Below are 15,017 nucleotides of genomic sequence, written 5' to 3' on the forward strand. Positions count from 1 at the left end.
GTCATCGCGGCCAAAAGGCCGCAATCTCCTTATGAAAAACTCGTTTCTTTTTATTTCACGACATGCCAGACGCCGCCCTTTCCATCCCCCTTAGCATCTCCAGCCTTTTCGTCGTCGTGATACAGATACAGCGGCATGCCTTTATAAGCCCACATATCCTTACCGTCGGTCCCCTTGACGACACTGAAATCACCTTCCGCCATAGCCGAGTCGTCTGCACGGAATGCCGGCCATTTTTTCAGGCATTTTTCATCGCAAGCGGACTTGCCGCCCTCGTCCTTGTCAAAGGTGTAAAGCGTCATGCCTTCTGGCGTAACCAGCACATTGCCAGCCTCCGTGTCCGCCATTTTCGCGGGTTCCGCAGCCAGCACACCAATTGTCGATGCAGCGATAAGACTGCATGCTAGAAACAGAGTTCTCATGACATTCCTCCCTGAATGAAAACATTTAGCTGAAGTGCTCCAGACCGCCCCCAACCGAGCGGTCTTCAATGTTCGCACGAACTAATTTACGCCTGCTTGCAGACGGAAATGTGGCCGACCCCACCTCCCCATTCTCAATGGATATCCATCTGCTTGCCAAATAGTTGCCTCTGAGAAACAACTATAGGCCAAAGAATAAGTCTCCGACGCTTTGCCTTCTCGCATACCGATGCTATACGGGCGCGAGACATTCAATGAGAGGCTTAATCAATGGCGAAAATCAAGGTTGCAAATCCGGTCGTTGAACTCGACGGCGACGAGATGACCCGTATTATCTGGCAGTTCATCAAAGAAAAGCTGATCCATCCCTATCTCGATATCGATCTGAAATATTACGATCTGTCCGTTGAAAATCGTGATGCGACCGACGATCAGGTTACTATTGATGCCGCCAACGCCATCAAGGAATTCGGTGTCGGTGTAAAATGCGCAACCATCACGCCAGATGAAGCCCGTGTAGAAGAATTCAAGCTCAAGAAGATGTGGAAGTCGCCAAATGGCACCATCCGCAATATTCTCGGCGGCGTGATCTTCCGCGAGCCGATCATCGCCAAGAACGTTCCGCGCCTTGTTCCGGGCTGGACCCAGCCGATTATCGTCGGCCGCCATGCTTTTGGTGACCAGTACCGCGCCACCGATTTCAAGTTCCCCGGCAAAGGCAAGCTGTCGATCAAATTTGTCGGTGAAGATGGCGAAACCATCGAGCATGAAGTCTATGATGCGCCGTCTTCCGGCGTCGCCATGGCCATGTACAACCTTGATGATTCGATTCGCGATTTCGCGCGTGCTTCGCTCAACTATGGCCTGCAACGCGGTTATCCGGTCTATCTTTCGACCAAGAACACCATCCTCAAAACCTATGACGGTCGCTTCAAGGATATTTTCCAGGAAGTCTTTGACGCTGAATTCGCCGACAAGTTCAAGGAAGCCAAAATCTGGTACGAGCATCGCCTTATCGACGATATGGTCGCATCCGCGCTCAAGTGGTCCGGTGGTTATGTCTGGGCATGCAAGAACTATGACGGCGACGTCCAGTCCGACATCGTGGCGCAGGGCTTCGGCTCGCTCGGACTGATGACTTCGGTTCTGATGACGCCGGATGGCAAGACCGTCGAAGCGGAAGCTGCACACGGCACTGTAACCCGCCATTATCGCCAGCATCAGAAGGGCGAGGAAACCTCGACCAATTCGATCGCATCGATCTTCGCATGGACCCGCGGCCTTGCCCACCGCGCCAAGGTTGACAACAATGCCGAACTCAAGCGTTTTGCCGAAACATTGGAGAAAGTCTGCATCGACACCGTCGAATCCGGCTTCATGACCAAGGATCTGGCGCTGCTGATCGGTCCCGATCAGCCCTGGCTCTCAACCACCGGCTTCCTCGACAAGATTGACGAGAACCTGCAAAAAGCCATGGCTGCCTGAGTCAGTCAGAAATAAGAAAGAACGGCGGGAACTTCCCGCCGTTTTTTCAAGCGCTCTATTCAAGCCTCGCCAAATCCGCGACTGTCTGTTTATCTGTAGCGCTGAACAATTACTTTGCAGGAAGAACCGGCATGCTGACAATTCATACATTGGAACCCCGTCATCACGCGAAATGGGAGCCTCTCTGGCAAGCATACCAAGCCTTTTATGAGGTCGTCATTCCCCCCGAGACGACGAAACTGACATGGGAGCGCTTCCATGATTCGTCGGAACCGATGCATGCATTAGGCGCCTTTGAAGATAGCCTGCTAGTTGGCTTCGTTCACGTCATTTTTCACCGCTCTTGCTGGCTGCCCCAGGGAAGCTGCTATCTCCAGGATCTCTATGTGGAAAACAGCCAGCGCGGAAAAGGCACAGGCTCTGCTTTGATTGAAGCGGTGGCTGATCTGGCGCGAAATCAAGGCGCGGACAGGCTTTATTGGCTCACGCAGGAAAGCAACACAACTGCTCGTAGACTATATGATAGTATTGCCGAGCAGTCAGGCTTCATCCAATATCGAAAAGCCCTCTAGATTTGCCGCAATGGACGCGGCCTCTCAAGATAAAGAAAAAGCCGGGATTTTCCCGGCTTTTCTCATTTCAGATGTAACTTTATCAGACAATTAATGCCTTGACCGCCGCAATGGCGGCGTCGGCTTTACCGCCTTCCGGCCCGCCTGCCTGCGCCATATCCGGACGCCCGCCGCCACCTGCCCCGCCCAGAGCTGCGGAAGCGGCACGGACCAGATCGACAGCGCTGAACCGACCCACCAGATCGTCGGTAACACCAGCAACCGCGCTTCCCTTGCCGTCCTCGCTAACGCCGATGAACACAACGACACCGGAACCCACCTGTTTCTTGCCTTCATCCGCCAGCGGCTTGAGATCGCGCGGCGAAACATCAGTGACGACCTTCCCGAGAAAATTCACGCCATTGACCGATTCGACGGTACTGCCGCCGCCGTCCGAAGAACCACCGCCGAGCGCGAGTTTCTTGCGCGCTTCTGACAATTCCCGCTCAAGCTTCTTGCGCTCATCGATAAGCGCATTGACACGATCCAGTGTCTCGGCCGGCGTGGTTTTGAGCGCGCTTGCAATTGCTTTGACGCGCTCATCCTGCTCTTCGAGATAAAGGCGGGCAGCCTCTCCCGTCAGCGCTTCAAGACGGCGCACACCCGCAGCCACCGCGCCTTCCGAAACAATGCGCACCAGACCAATATCGCCAGTCTGCCGAACATGCGTACCGCCGCAAAGCTCCACCGAATAGGTCTTGCCGGCCTTCGGACCATGTATCGCCGTTCCCATGGAAACGACACGAACCTCATCGCCGTATTTTTCTCCGAACAACGCCATTGCACCCTCGGCAATCGCATCGTCAACCGCCATCAGGCGCGTGGAAACAGGGGTATTCTGAAGCACGATCTCATTGGCGAGATTTTCAACCGTTGCCAGTTCTTCTGCAGAAATTGGTTTCGGGTGCGAAAAATCGAACCGCAAACGGTCCGGCGCCACAAGGGAGCCCTTCTGCGCCACATGTGTGCCAAGCGTTTCGCGCAGGGCTTCATGCAGAAGATGGGTTGCAGAGTGGTTGGAACGAATGCGCATGCGGCGATCCGCATTGACCTTTAGCTCAACCATATCGCCAGTCGTTGCCGTACCTTTGGTGATTTCGCCAATATGAACGAAAACACCTTCGCCCTTTTTCAGCGTATCCCTGATCGCAATGGCAAAACCTTCACCGGAAATCGTCCCGGTATCACCCTGCTGACCGCCGGACTCGCCATAGAACGGCGTCTGGTTGACGACCACCGAGACAGTCTCGCCTTCCGAAATCGACTGCACTAGCGCACCCTCGCGAACCAGCGCGGTGATGACGCCTTCGGCACTTTCCGTTTCGTAGCCGAGGAATTCCGTCGCGCCCACCTTGTCCTTAATGCCAAACCAGATGGTTTCGGTTGCAGCTTCACCCGAACCGGCCCAGTTGGCGCGAGCTTCGGCCTTCTGGCGCTCCATCGCCGTATTGAAACCATTCACATCCACGGTAATACCGCGCTGGCGCAGTGCATCTTGCGTCAGATCAAGCGGGAAGCCGTAAGTGTCGTAGAGCTTGAAAGCTGTTTCACCGTCAAGGCGATCGCCTTCAATCAGTTGCTCGGAAGCATCCGAAAGTAATCCCAGGCCCCGTTCAAGGGTCTTGCGAAAACGGGTTTCCTCCAGCTTGAGTGTTTCGGAAATGAGGGGTTCCGCACGCAGAAGCTCCGGATATGCCTGCCCCATTTCCCGAACCAGTGCAGGAAGTAGACGCCACATCAACGGCTCCTTGGCACCCAGCAATTGCGCGTGACGCATGGCGCGGCGCATGATGCGGCGCAGCACATAGCCGCGGCCTTCATTGGATGGCAAAACGCCATCGGCAATCAGGAAGCTTGATGCACGCAGATGATCGGCGATCACCCGATGGCTAGCGCGGAAATCACCTTCAGCCTTGACACCGGTTGCGTCTTCCGAAACGCGGATCAGCGCCTTGAAAAGATCAATATCATAATTGTCATGCACACCCTGCAATACGGCGGCAATGCGTTCCAGCCCCATTCCGGTGTCGATGGATGGACGCGGCAGATCGACACGCTGTTCGGGCGTAATCTGCTCGAACTGCATGAAAACGAGGTTCCATATCTCGATAAAGCGATCACCGTCTTCTTCCGGAGATCCGGGAGGGCCGCCCCAGATATGGTCGCCGTGGTCATAGAAAATTTCCGAACATGGACCGCATGGTCCCGTGTCGCCCATCGCCCAGAAATTATCGCTGGTCGGAATGCGGATAATACGGTCGTCAGACAGTCCGGCAATCTTCTTCCAGAAATTCGCAGCATCGTCATCAGTATGGTAGACTGTGACAAGCAACTTGTCCTTAGCGAGGCCAAACTCCTTGGTAATCAGATTCCAGGCGAAGCTGATTGCCTCTTCCTTGAAATAATCTCCAAAAGAAAAATTTCCCAGCATCTCGAAAAAAGTATGATGGCGAGCCGTATAGCCGACATTGTCGAGGTCATTATGTTTGCCCCCCGCGCGCACACATTTCTGCGATGTGACTGCACGGTTATAGGAGCGGTGTTCAAGGCCCGTAAAAACGTTCTTGAACTGCACCATGCCCGCGTTGGTAAACATCAGCGTCGGGTCATTGCGCGGCACCAGAGGGCTCGATGAAATAACCTCATGCCCGTTCTTGCAATAATAATCGAGAAACGTAGATCTGATCTCGTTGACGCCAGCCATAATTCACCCTTGGGCTTTTCTCGCCCTGCATGGATGCGTCTTTGCCGAAAACGCATCGGTCAAAAACACATCGATTGTCTTTTCCACACGCACTGCTACCACGATGCCCGACACCCTGATGCCGCCACGCTTTGCACCGCCCAAGATAGGAAAGTCCGTCAAGTGGAGTTTCGGTTGACCGCTTTTAGCGGCGCCCCGCTTTTCTGTCCAGATAAGCCGTGTGCGCCATAAAAGCAATTTCTGCCGACAGGACGAAACATTACCCGCCAGAACAAAAAAAGCCCCATACCATATATCATAGCATGAGGCTTTTCTGACGATCTGCTAAGCAGATCTTACATTTCCGCAGCTTCCGGCCCATCATCTACTTCAGGGCCGCCATCTTCGAGGAACTGCTCCGCTATCAGCCCCGCGTTCTGGCGCAGCGTGGTTTCGATTTCGCGGGCAGTTTCCGGATTGTCCCTCAGATACTGCTTGGCGTTTTCGCGCCCCTGCCCCAGACGCTGGGAATTATAGGAGAACCACGCCCCCGATTTCTCGACCACACCGGCTTTCACGCCAAGGTCAACGAGCTCGCCCACCTTGGAAACGCCCGCGCCATACATGATGTCGAATTCGACCTGCTTGAACGGAGGAGCCAGCTTGTTCTTGACCACCTTCACGCGGGTCTGGTTACCAACGACCTCATCACGCTCCTTGATGGAACCGATACGGCGAATATCCAGGCGCACCGAAGCATAGAATTTGAGCGCATTACCGCCCGTCGTCGTTTCGGGCGAGCCGAACATGACACCGATCTTCATGCGAATCTGGTTGATGAAAATCACCATGCAATTCGAGCGCGAGATCGACCCCGTAAGCTTGCGCAGCGCCTGACTCATCAAACGGGCCTGAAGCCCAGGCAGTGAATCACCCATTTCACCTTCAATTTCGGCGCGCGGCGTAAGTGCAGCGACCGAATCGATAACCAGAACGTCAATGGCGCCGGAACGCACAAGCGTATCGGTTATTTCCAGCGCCTGCTCGCCCGTATCCGGCTGGGAAATCAGCAGGTTTTCAAGATCGACGCCAAGCTTGCGGGCATAGACAGGGTCAAGCGCATGTTCCGCGTCGACGAACGCACAAATGCCGCCTTTTTTCTGCGCTTCTGCAATTGTATGCAGCGCCAGTGTGGTTTTACCTGAACTTTCAGGGCCGTAGATTTCTATAACACGTCCCTTGGGCAGACCGCCGACGCCCAGAGCAATGTCCAGAGAAAGCGAACCGGTCGATACGGTTTCGATCTCAACTACCTGTTCATTCTGACCAAGGCGCATGATCGAGCCTTTGCCGAACGCCCGTTCAATCTGCGACAGAGCCGCGTCGAGAGCCTTTGTCTTGTCCACTGCATTATCCTCAACAAGTCGCAACGATTTCTGAGACATCTTACACTATCCCCTTGTCTCGCTAGAAGCCCGGCAGGCTCGTAACCATTATCTATTTGTATCTGTTTTGTTCCTATTTTGCAAGACGCATAACGTATTGATTTAAATAGAATTACTCATTTTGTTCCATTATTGTTCTTTGCTATCGGATTGTGAATCAATAAATTCTGTCCACGTATAAATTTTATAAAAGGCATCACGATTCGCGCGCAGCACATAAAAATGCAGCCCTTCTTGCGAAGAGCTGCATCGAAATGCGAATTATCACCCGGTTAAGAGTTTCCGGATTAGCTGGCAGCCCGCAGTGGCGAAATCTGGATTTCCACACGGCGGTTTTGCGCACGCCCTTCTGGCGTCGCATTGGTTGCGACAGGCTGGCTGGCACCATAGCCGATAACCGCGAAACGGCGCGGGTCGATACCTTGAGAACCAAGATAGCTGGCAACCGATGAGGCACGGCGCTGCGACAGCCCCTGATTATAGTTAGCGCTGCCGGTGGAATCAGTATGCCCGTAGACATCAACAAGCGACTTATCGAATTTACGCAGAACAATCGCAACCGAGTTCAGCGTAGGATAGAACTGGCTCTTCACCTGATCCTGATCGGTGTCGAACGTGATGTTTGATGGCATATTCAGGATGATCTGATCGCCATTGCGCGTGACAGAAACGCCGGTTCCCTGAAGCTGCGCGCGCAGTTCCGATTCCTGGCGGTCCATATAATTGCCAATAGCGCCGCCCCCAAGCGCACCAATGCCAGCGCCGATCAGCACAGCATTACGCTGCGCGCGGCTGGAACCACCCACCATAAGGCCGCCCAAGGCACCGACTGCGGCACCGATAGCCGCGCCTCCGGCCGTGTTCGATACTTTTTGCTCTCCTGTATAAGGATCTGTGGTGCAGCCTGCCAGAAATGTGACACCGATAAAAGCAATCCCGATTTTCTTCAGCATATAATAGTCATCCTCAATTTTCGATTCGGCGGCAATGATAGCTTTGATTAGGGTCGGATGGCATCTTTCTGGCCATCGGTGGCGGTTTTTTTTAACTGATGCGTCCACATGAACGCAACTGCGCCGCATATCGATTAGCCATGGCTTGTGCCCTTTTGGCGCCATTGCGCGCCGTTGCGCTGTTGCGCCAGCTTCCGCGCGCATAGCCGGCATGTCCTGAATAATAGGCCAGATAAAGATTATAGGCGTCAGTACGTTTAATGCCGTTCTTCAAATGGCTTTGATAGTGATACCAGCCGATAAAATGAATGGCGTCGGCAAAATTGCTGCGCGAGGCAGCCCAACGTCCTGTTTCCCGCTTATAATGATCCCATGTCCCATCCAGCGCCTGGGAATAGCCATATGCACTAGAAGGGCGCGTCCACGGAATAAAGCCAAGAAGTTTGGTACGTGGCGGCTTTGCATAAGGTCGGAAACCGGATTCGGTATAGATGGTCGCCATCAATATGGGCACAGGCACGCCATATTCGCGCGAAACGCGCTTTGCGGCCGTCTGCCAGTTACTTATCCATCCGTCGCGTTGATCAAAGACTGCGCAAACATTGTTGATTTGCCGCGGAGCGGTCGCGCAACCCCCAAGGATAACGAGCGCGACGAAAAACAAAACGCGCATCATGGAAAACCTCATTTGTTTGAAAATTGATAAAACGTAAAGATTAACGATAAATTAAATCATGCACATATTGGCGGCAGGCTGCGGTTGCTCCATGCACTGGCCTCCCCAAATATTGCGCTTGCGCGGGCTTTTCTCATGATAGCAAATAGCTCAATCAAGCATTTTATATGAATCATTGCTGTTTTTTTACGAGCTAATCTCAGTGAGTACATAAACATTCATCATAACGATCCGAAACAAGATCAAAGTAATATTCGATCTACCATAGTAAATTTTTGCAGGTATTTTCGATGTTCTCTTTATCTCCATTGCCACTATATGGCTTCCCGTATTTATTATTGGCTGCATCCACAGTCACACTTGTTTGTGGACTCCGAAAATTTTCGATCATGATGGCAGTGATTTCTCTTGTCGCGGCACTGGTAGCAAATAACGTAACCCCCATCGGCGTTCTGGCGCTGGCGTATTGGCATTTCAGCCTCCGGAAAAATACTACTCAGCTTACATTTCCCGGTGCGGTAATTCTGTCCGGAGTACTCGTTACAATAGCAGCCCTGGCCTTTGCCACTCACAATGTACCGGGCTTCCACAATGCCAAAGTGATAGACGAGGAAGCCCTGTCCCAAGGAGCGGTGCCTTTTTCGATGTATTTAAATTTCGACAAGGTAGGAGCCGCATTCATACTTGCCCTGTGCGGCGGTTTCTTTTTGCCCTCTGCGACGTCTCCCTACCAGCCCTCCCGCCTGCCTCAAACGCTCAAAACCATACTCCTTATGTGGGGAGGTTGCATTCTCGTTCTGCTGCCTGTCGGTCTGGCTACCGGATATATTGCGTTTGACCCGAAGATCATGCCCTATTTAGGAATTTGGGCTGCCAACAATCTGTTATTTGTGGCTTTTTCTGAAGAGATTTTGTTCCGCGGCATGATTCAAGGCAGCCTGTCCAAAGCATTTGAACAGCTTGAATGGCTCCCTTTTACTGCTATTCTGGTCAGCGCGGCCCTGTTCGGCCTGTCCCATATTTACAGCGATTGGACCTATGTGGCGCTGGCGGCGATCGCTGGGATTTTCTATGGTTTGGCCTATTCAAAAAGCGGCTGGCTGGTATCGTCCATAATGGTGCATTTTCTACTGAACCTGACCCACGCGCTTTTCTTCACTTACCCCGCACTTCATTCCTGATCATCAGTGCCGGCCTCGCCGCTCCTGCCTCAACCGCGCCCAATAATCGAGCCGCTTGCGGATTTCACGTTCAAATCCACGTTCCGGCGGATCATAGAACACCTGCCGCCTCATGGTTTCGGGAAAATAATCCTGCCCGGAAAAAGCATCAGGCTGGTCATGGTCATAAGCATAGCCATCACCATAGCCTTCATTCTTCATTAATTTGGTGGGAGCATTGAGAATATGTTTGGGCGGCAGAAGCGAACCGTTTTCCTTGGCTGAGCGCATTGCGGCCTTGTAAGCCATATAAACGGCATTGGATTTGGGTGCGGTCGCGAGATAGACGCAGGCCTGCGCCAATGCCAGTTCGCCTTCCGGCGAACCAAGATAATCATAGGCATCCTTAGCGGCATTGCAGATGGCGAGCGCCTGCGGATCCGCAAGACCAATATCCTCGACCGCCATACGAACGAGCCTGCGCCCAAGATAAAGCGGGTCTTCACCTGCATCAAGCATACGGCTTAGATAATAGAGCGCTGCATCAGGATCGGAGCCGCGCACAGACTTATGAAGAGCTGAAATCAGATTATAATGCCCGTCCTGCCCCTTATCGTAAATAGGAGCGCGGCGCTGGACGACTTCCTGCAACTTTTGCGCATCGAACACTTCCTCGGATCGTGCTGCGCGCCAGACTTCCTCCGCCAGTGTCAGTGCCGCACGTCCGTCACCGTCCGCCATGCGAACGAGGCTCGCACGCGCTTCCTCATCCAGCGGCAGCGGGCGTTCTTCCTGTTCTTCCGCACGCGCCAGAAGCGTTGTAATACTTTCGCTGTCGTGCGGATAAAAAGTCAGCACCCTCGCACGCGATAAAAGAGCGGCGTTAAGCTCGAAGGACGGATTTTCCGTCGTCGCTCCGATCAGAATAACGGTGCCGTTTTCCATCACCGGCAGAAAAGAATCCTGTTGCGCACGATTGAAGCGATGAATTTCGTCGACAAACAGCAAAGTCTGTCGTCCAGACATGCGGCGGGCGCGGGCGCCTTCAAATACTTTTTTTAGGTCTGCCACGCCGGAAAAAATTGCCGATATCTGTTCGAAGGCGAGATCGGTTTCTCCAGCGAGCAGCCGGGCGACCGTCGTCTTGCCGGTGCCGGGAGGACCCCAGAAAATCATGGAGCCAAGCGAACCGGATGCGATCATGCGCGTAAGCACACCTTCCGGGCCGGTCAGGTGCTCCTGACCTGTAACCTCTGAAAGATGACGTGGGCGCAGGCGATCTGCCAGCGGCCTGTTACGGTCAGCAGTGGGATCAGCCGCAGTTGAAAAAAGATCGCTCATTGGTCCTGCTCTATCTGCAACAGCATATCTTGCAGGCATAGTCCGGCCTGCACTGACATGCAACCATCCACTCGCCGCTATACCCTAACGCACGAATTGCCGGATCAGCGCACCGTTTCGCTCCACTTCCAGCCGCCATGCCAGACCACGACCGGCATTCAGTGTCGCCGTCAGATCGCCGACATTCCGGATCGGGTTCCCATTGATACCCCGGATAATATCACCGGGTCGCAGTCCGGTGCGCGCGGCAGGCGAGCCGGAGTAAATATCGACCACCACCACTCCCCGCGCATTCTCGCGCATACGCATCCGGGCGGCTAGAGAAGGCGTCATTTCCTCTACCGTAGCGCCTGTGAATGGATTGTCCCCCTTGATCACCTGGCGCTGTTCGGGCTTCGCCTCCGGCTCCTTTGCCAGCCTGACCGGCAGATCACTGTTCTTGCCATCGCGCATAATTTTCAAAGAAACCGTATTGCCGATACCCGCAGTAGAGAGACGATAGGCCAGCACATCCAGATTATCCACTCGCACGTCCTGTACGGAGAGCACCACGTCGCCGACCTCCAACCCGGCCTGCGCGGCGGGACTACCTTTGGCAACCGCCGTCACTAGCACACCGAACGACTTTTCCATGCCAAGCCCCTCGGCAACATCCGGGGTAATATTCTGGAATGTCGCACCGATATAGGGTCGTTCGAAGCTGTCGCTGCCGCTAAGCGCCGCATCGACAACCGCCCGCACCATATTCGAGGGAATGGCGAAACCGATGCCCACCGAGCCGCCCGAACGAGAAAAGATCGCCGTATTGATGCCAATCAACCGCCCTCGCATATCGATCAAACCGCCGCCGGAGTTACCAGGATTAATGGCGGCATCAGTCTGGATGAAGAAGTCGAAATCCGACACCCCGACCTGCGTGCGTGATTGCGCCGAAACGATGCCGCTCGTTACCGTCTGCCCCACACCGAATGGATTACCGATGGCCAGAACAAGATCGCCGACCTCCACATTGTCGGAGTTTCCGAGCGCAAGAACGGGAAAATCTTCCTTCGATTCGATCTTGAGAATGGCCAGATCGGTGGTTTCGTCACGCAAAAGAACCTTGCTTTCAAACTGGCGCCCATCAGCTAGCGCAACCTTGATCTCATCGGCATCCTTGATGACATGATTATTGGTCACAACGATTCCCGAAGCGCCCACGATAACACCTGAACCAAGCGATCGTTGCACACGCGGCTTGCCAGTACCAAATCGGCTGCCAAAGAACTGCTCGAAGAACGGGTCTCCTGCAAAAGGCGAGCGTGTCTGCACTTGCCGCGCGGCATAGACGTTAACCACGGCAGGTGCGGTTTCCTTCACCAGAGGCGCAAAGGAAAGCTGCATATCTGCCCGGCTCAAGGGTATCTGCTTACCTGTTACCGCCGCAGGCGCCTGCGCACTTGCTGGCACGAATGCCAGGCCAGTGGCAGCAACAATAATTCCCGCAAACCCCAAACCTCGCCAATTCATCGGCAAACTCCAATTCTTCACAAAATCCGTCTGAGCATCCCGATCAGAAATGTAACGACGCAGCAATGCCGACAATAGGTAATGCGTTTTACAAATGCAAAAAGGGCCGCGCAAGGCAGCCCTTTCTCAAATCATATTGAAGCGTGAATTACGCTGCGTCTGCTTCGGCAGCCTGTTCGGCTTCGACGCGTTCGCGATCGGCCTTGCCCTTGGCGTCAACATCGCGCTCAACGAATTCGACAACTGCGAGCGGCGCATTGTCGCCAGCGCGGAAGCCTGCCTTCATGATGCGGATATAGCCACCATTGCGGGTTGCATAGCGGGTAGCCAGCGTATCGAACAGCTTTGCGACGATCTTGGGATCGCGCACAGCCGAGATAGCCTGACGGCGGGCATGCAGATCGCCGCGCTTGCCGAGCGTGACAAGCTTCTCAACGATCGGGCGAATTTCCTTGGCTTTCGGAAGCGTCGTCACAATCTGCTCGTGCTCGATGAGCGAAGCGGCCATATTGGCGAACATCGCCTTGCGGTGCGAGGCAGTGCGGTTCAGCTTACGGTATCCGTTACCGTGGCGCATGAGCCTTCTCCTTTAATTCGTATCTTACCGGGCTTGCCGGTCTTAATATTGGTCTTCGTAGCGCTTTGCGAGATCTTCGATATTTTCCGGCGGCCAGGCTGGGATTTCCATGCCCAGATGGAGTCCCATCGACGCCAGAACTTCCTTGATCTCGTTGAGCGATTTGCGGCCGAAATTCGGAGTCCGCAGCATCTCGGCTTCCGTCTTCTGGATCAGATCGCCGATATAGACGATGTTGTCGTTCTTCAGGCAGTTTGCCGAACGTACCGATAGTTCGAGTTCGTCCACCTTCTTGAGCAGAGCCGGATTGAAAGCAAGTTCCGCAACCTGTTCCTGCGGGGCTTCCTTCTGCGGCTCTTCAAAGTTGACAAAGACTGCAAGCTGGTCCTGAAGAATGCGCGCTGCATAGGCAACCGCATCTTCGCCCGTCACCGAGCCGTTCGTCTCGATGTTAAGCGTCAGCTTGTCGTAATCGAGAACCTGGCCCTCACGGGTGTTCTCGATTTTGTACGACACCTTACGAACCGGAGAGTACAGGCTGTCGACCGGGATAAGACCGATCGGAGCGTCTTCCGCACGGTTACGGTCGGCTGGCACATAGCCCTTGCCCGTATTGACTGTGAGCTCCATGCGGATCTCAGCGCCCTCGTCCAGAGTGCAGATGACGTGATCCGGGTTCAGAATCTCGACATCGCCGACTGTCTGAATGTCACCAGCTGTCACGGCGCCGGGGCCTTCCTTGCGAACGACCATGCGCTTGGGGCCTTCGCCTTCCATACGGATGGCGATTTCCTTGATGTTCAGTACGATATCGGTCACGTCTTCGCGGACGCCCGGAATCGACGAAAACTCATGCAGAACACCATCGATCTGAATCGCAGTTACCGCAGCGCCGCGTAGCGACGAAAGAAGCACGCGACGCAGCGCATTGCCAAGCGTCAGACCGAAGCCGCGTTCAAGCGGTTCAGCAACGACGCTTGCCTGCGTACCCGAACCGTGAGTGATGAACTCCACCTTGTTCGGCTTGATCAATTCTTGCCAGTTTTTCTGGATCATGTGGTTTTCCTCTTTCAACCGTCGCTACCATCCTATCGTAGCGATCAAGTGAAGAAACCGCAGAGGAGCCCCGGAGGTTTTCCGAGGCTCATGCGGCATGCGAATGAAAATCAGACCCGGCGCTTCTTGCGCGGACGGCAGCCATTATGCGGGATCGGCGTAACATCGCGGATCGACGTAATAACAAAGCCCGCAGCCTGCAAGGCGCGCAGCGCGGATTCACGGCCAGAACCCGGTCCGCAAACCTCGACTTCGAGGGAGCGCATGCCGTGCTCCTGCGCTTTCTTGGCGCAATCTTCGGCAGCGATCTGTGCGGCGAACGGGGTAGACTTACGCGAACCCTTGAAGCCCTGAGCACCTGCGGAAGACCAGGCAATCGCATTGCCCTGTGCATCCGTGATGGTGATCATGGTGTTATTGAACGACGAATTTACGTGGGCGACGCCCGACGAGATGTTTTTACGCTCGCGGCGGCGAACGCGCGTGGCTTCCTTGGCCATGGTAGTCCTCTCAAATTGATCTCTACACCGCCGTAATTCCAGCGGCTCCACCAGCCCTTGCGAAAGGACTAGTTTCAAACCCTTCCGGCTAACCGGATGAGCTTGACAGATTGATTACTTCTTCTTGCCTGCAATAGCCTTTGCCGGACCCTTGCGGGTGCGTGCATTCGTATGCGTACGCTGGCCGCGAACCGGCAACGAACGGCGATGGCGCAGACCGCGGTAGCAGCCAAGGTCCATCAGGCGCTTGATATTCATCGATACTTCACGGCGCAGATCGCCTTCGACATGATAGTCGGCATCGATTGCTTCACGGATCTGAAGTACTTCAGCATCCGACAACTGGTTAACGCGACGATCATCGGCGATACCGACTTTCGTTACGATTTCCCGGGCAAATTTCGGTCCAATCCCATGAATGTACTGAAGCGCAATGATAACGCGCTTGTTCGTCGGGATGTTGACGCCAGCGATACGTGCCACGTCTGTTCTCCTTGAGTTATAATTGTCTCCATCCAGAGGCCTTCCCCGGACGGCATGAAACAGCCGATCCCGGCTTCTTACTATTTCCGCCAGCACCGTCCATTCAAAACCATATG

At 54.3% G+C, this 15,017-nt stretch carries 14 protein-coding genes; 3 read left to right on the plus strand and 11 right to left on the minus strand.

What is annotated here, in order from left to right; genetic code table 11:
• Nucleotides 1-50 precede the first annotated feature (50 nt).
• Nucleotides 51-422, minus strand: coding sequence for a COG4315 family predicted lipoprotein (locus tag KUG47_RS14150; protein ID WP_217678624.1), 372 nt, complete (start codon nt 420-422; stop codon nt 51-53).
• A gap of 270 nt (nt 423-692) precedes the next feature.
• Between KUG47_RS14150 and KUG47_RS14155 the strand changes: the two genes are divergently transcribed.
• Both KUG47_RS14155 and KUG47_RS14160 read left to right on the plus strand, forming a co-directional pair.
• Complete coding sequence (locus KUG47_RS14155) at nt 693-1,907, plus strand: NADP-dependent isocitrate dehydrogenase (protein ID WP_217678625.1); 1,215 nt, start codon at nt 693-695, stop codon at nt 1,905-1,907.
• A gap of 131 nt (nt 1,908-2,038) precedes the next feature.
• Nucleotides 2,039-2,479 (plus strand): GNAT family N-acetyltransferase, encoded by a 441-nt coding sequence (locus KUG47_RS14160; protein WP_217678626.1) that lies wholly within the window; start codon nt 2,039-2,041, stop codon nt 2,477-2,479.
• 82 nt (nt 2,480-2,561) lie between these two features.
• Here KUG47_RS14160 and alaS read toward each other — a convergent pair whose 3' ends face one another.
• From alaS to KUG47_RS14180, 4 genes are all read right to left on the minus strand, one after another.
• A complete protein-coding gene (gene alaS, locus KUG47_RS14165; protein ID WP_217678627.1) occupies nt 2,562-5,222 on the minus strand; it encodes an alanine--tRNA ligase in 2,661 nt (886 codons plus the stop codon).
• A gap of 335 nt (nt 5,223-5,557) precedes the next feature.
• Complete coding sequence (gene recA / locus KUG47_RS14170; protein ID WP_217678628.1) at nt 5,558-6,646, minus strand: recombinase RecA; 1,089 nt, start codon at nt 6,644-6,646, stop codon at nt 5,558-5,560.
• 287 nt (nt 6,647-6,933) lie between these two features.
• Nucleotides 6,934-7,599: a YiaD family glycine zipper/OmpA-like lipoprotein gene (locus KUG47_RS14175; protein WP_217678629.1), complete on the minus strand. Its 666-nt coding sequence runs from the start codon at nt 7,597-7,599 to the stop codon at nt 6,934-6,936.
• A gap of 91 nt (nt 7,600-7,690) precedes the next feature.
• Entirely contained in the window at nt 7,691-8,275 is a 585-nt protein-coding gene (locus KUG47_RS14180; protein WP_217678630.1) for a transglycosylase SLT domain-containing protein, read from the minus strand.
• A gap of 389 nt (nt 8,276-8,664) precedes the next feature.
• Here KUG47_RS14180 and KUG47_RS14185 point away from each other — a divergent pair, with 389 nt between their 5' ends.
• Entirely contained in the window at nt 8,665-9,456 is a 792-nt protein-coding gene (locus tag KUG47_RS14185; RefSeq protein ID WP_217678631.1) for a CPBP family intramembrane glutamic endopeptidase, read from the plus strand.
• A 3-nt stretch (nt 9,457-9,459) separates the two neighbouring features.
• On the opposite strand, the gene KUG47_RS14190 is transcribed toward KUG47_RS14185, so the two are convergent.
• From KUG47_RS14190 to rpsM, 6 genes are all read right to left on the minus strand, one after another.
• Complete coding sequence (locus KUG47_RS14190) at nt 9,460-10,776, minus strand: replication-associated recombination protein A (RefSeq protein WP_217678632.1); 1,317 nt, start codon at nt 10,774-10,776, stop codon at nt 9,460-9,462.
• Nucleotides 10,777-10,860: 84 nt separating this feature from the next.
• Complete coding sequence (locus KUG47_RS14195) at nt 10,861-12,285, minus strand: DegQ family serine endoprotease (protein WP_217678633.1); 1,425 nt, start codon at nt 12,283-12,285, stop codon at nt 10,861-10,863.
• Between the two features lie 148 nt (nt 12,286-12,433).
• The gene (gene rplQ / locus KUG47_RS14200; protein ID WP_217678634.1) at nt 12,434-12,862 is read right to left on the minus strand and encodes a 50S ribosomal protein L17; all 429 of its coding nucleotides are present in this window, start codon (nt 12,860-12,862) and stop codon (nt 12,434-12,436) included.
• A 42-nt stretch (nt 12,863-12,904) separates the two neighbouring features.
• On the minus strand, nt 12,905-13,918 hold the full coding sequence (locus tag KUG47_RS14205; RefSeq protein WP_217678635.1) for a DNA-directed RNA polymerase subunit alpha: 1,014 nt from the start codon (nt 13,916-13,918) through the stop codon (nt 12,905-12,907).
• 110 nt (nt 13,919-14,028) lie between these two features.
• Nucleotides 14,029-14,418: a 30S ribosomal protein S11 gene (gene rpsK / locus KUG47_RS14210; protein WP_217678636.1), complete on the minus strand. Its 390-nt coding sequence runs from the start codon at nt 14,416-14,418 to the stop codon at nt 14,029-14,031.
• Between the two features lie 114 nt (nt 14,419-14,532).
• Nucleotides 14,533-14,901 (minus strand): 30S ribosomal protein S13, encoded by a 369-nt coding sequence (rpsM, locus tag KUG47_RS14215; protein WP_217678637.1) that lies wholly within the window; start codon nt 14,899-14,901, stop codon nt 14,533-14,535.
• Between the last annotated feature and the right edge of the window lie 116 nt (nt 14,902-15,017).

The sequence above is a fragment of the Falsochrobactrum tianjinense genome (assembly GCF_019100495.1).
Classification (GTDB): Bacteria; Pseudomonadota; Alphaproteobacteria; order Rhizobiales; family Rhizobiaceae; genus Brucella; species Brucella tianjinense.

Bases quoted from the DNA above. Each gene is read 5' to 3' on its own strand.
- KUG47_RS14195 (WP_217678633.1), bottom strand. From the start codon at position 12,285: ATGAATTGGCGAGGTTTGGGGTTTGCGGGAATTATTGTTGCTGCCACT.
- recA (WP_217678628.1), bottom strand. From the start codon at position 6,646: ATGTCTCAGAAATCGTTGCGACTTGTTGAGGATAATGCAGTGGACAAG.
- rpsK (WP_217678636.1), bottom strand. From the start codon at position 14,418: ATGGCCAAGGAAGCCACGCGCGTTCGCCGCCGCGAGCGTAAAAACATC.
- rplQ (WP_217678634.1), bottom strand. From the start codon at position 12,862: ATGCGCCACGGTAACGGATACCGTAAGCTGAACCGCACTGCCTCGCAC.
- KUG47_RS14185 (WP_217678631.1), top strand. From the start codon at position 8,665: ATGATGGCAGTGATTTCTCTTGTCGCGGCACTGGTAGCAAATAACGTA.
- KUG47_RS14205 (WP_217678635.1), bottom strand. From the start codon at position 13,918: ATGATCCAGAAAAACTGGCAAGAATTGATCAAGCCGAACAAGGTGGAG.
- KUG47_RS14160 (WP_217678626.1), top strand. From the start codon at position 2,039: ATGCTGACAATTCATACATTGGAACCCCGTCATCACGCGAAATGGGAG.
- KUG47_RS14150 (WP_217678624.1), bottom strand. From the start codon at position 422: ATGAGAACTCTGTTTCTAGCATGCAGTCTTATCGCTGCATCGACAATT.
- KUG47_RS14175 (WP_217678629.1), bottom strand. From the start codon at position 7,599: ATGCTGAAGAAAATCGGGATTGCTTTTATCGGTGTCACATTTCTGGCA.
- KUG47_RS14190 (WP_217678632.1), bottom strand. From the start codon at position 10,776: ATGAGCGATCTTTTTTCAACTGCGGCTGATCCCACTGCTGACCGTAAC.
- alaS (WP_217678627.1), bottom strand. From the start codon at position 5,222: ATGGCTGGCGTCAACGAGATCAGATCTACGTTTCTCGATTATTATTGC.
- KUG47_RS14155 (WP_217678625.1), top strand. From the start codon at position 693: ATGGCGAAAATCAAGGTTGCAAATCCGGTCGTTGAACTCGACGGCGAC.
- KUG47_RS14180 (WP_217678630.1), bottom strand. From the start codon at position 8,275: ATGATGCGCGTTTTGTTTTTCGTCGCGCTCGTTATCCTTGGGGGTTGC.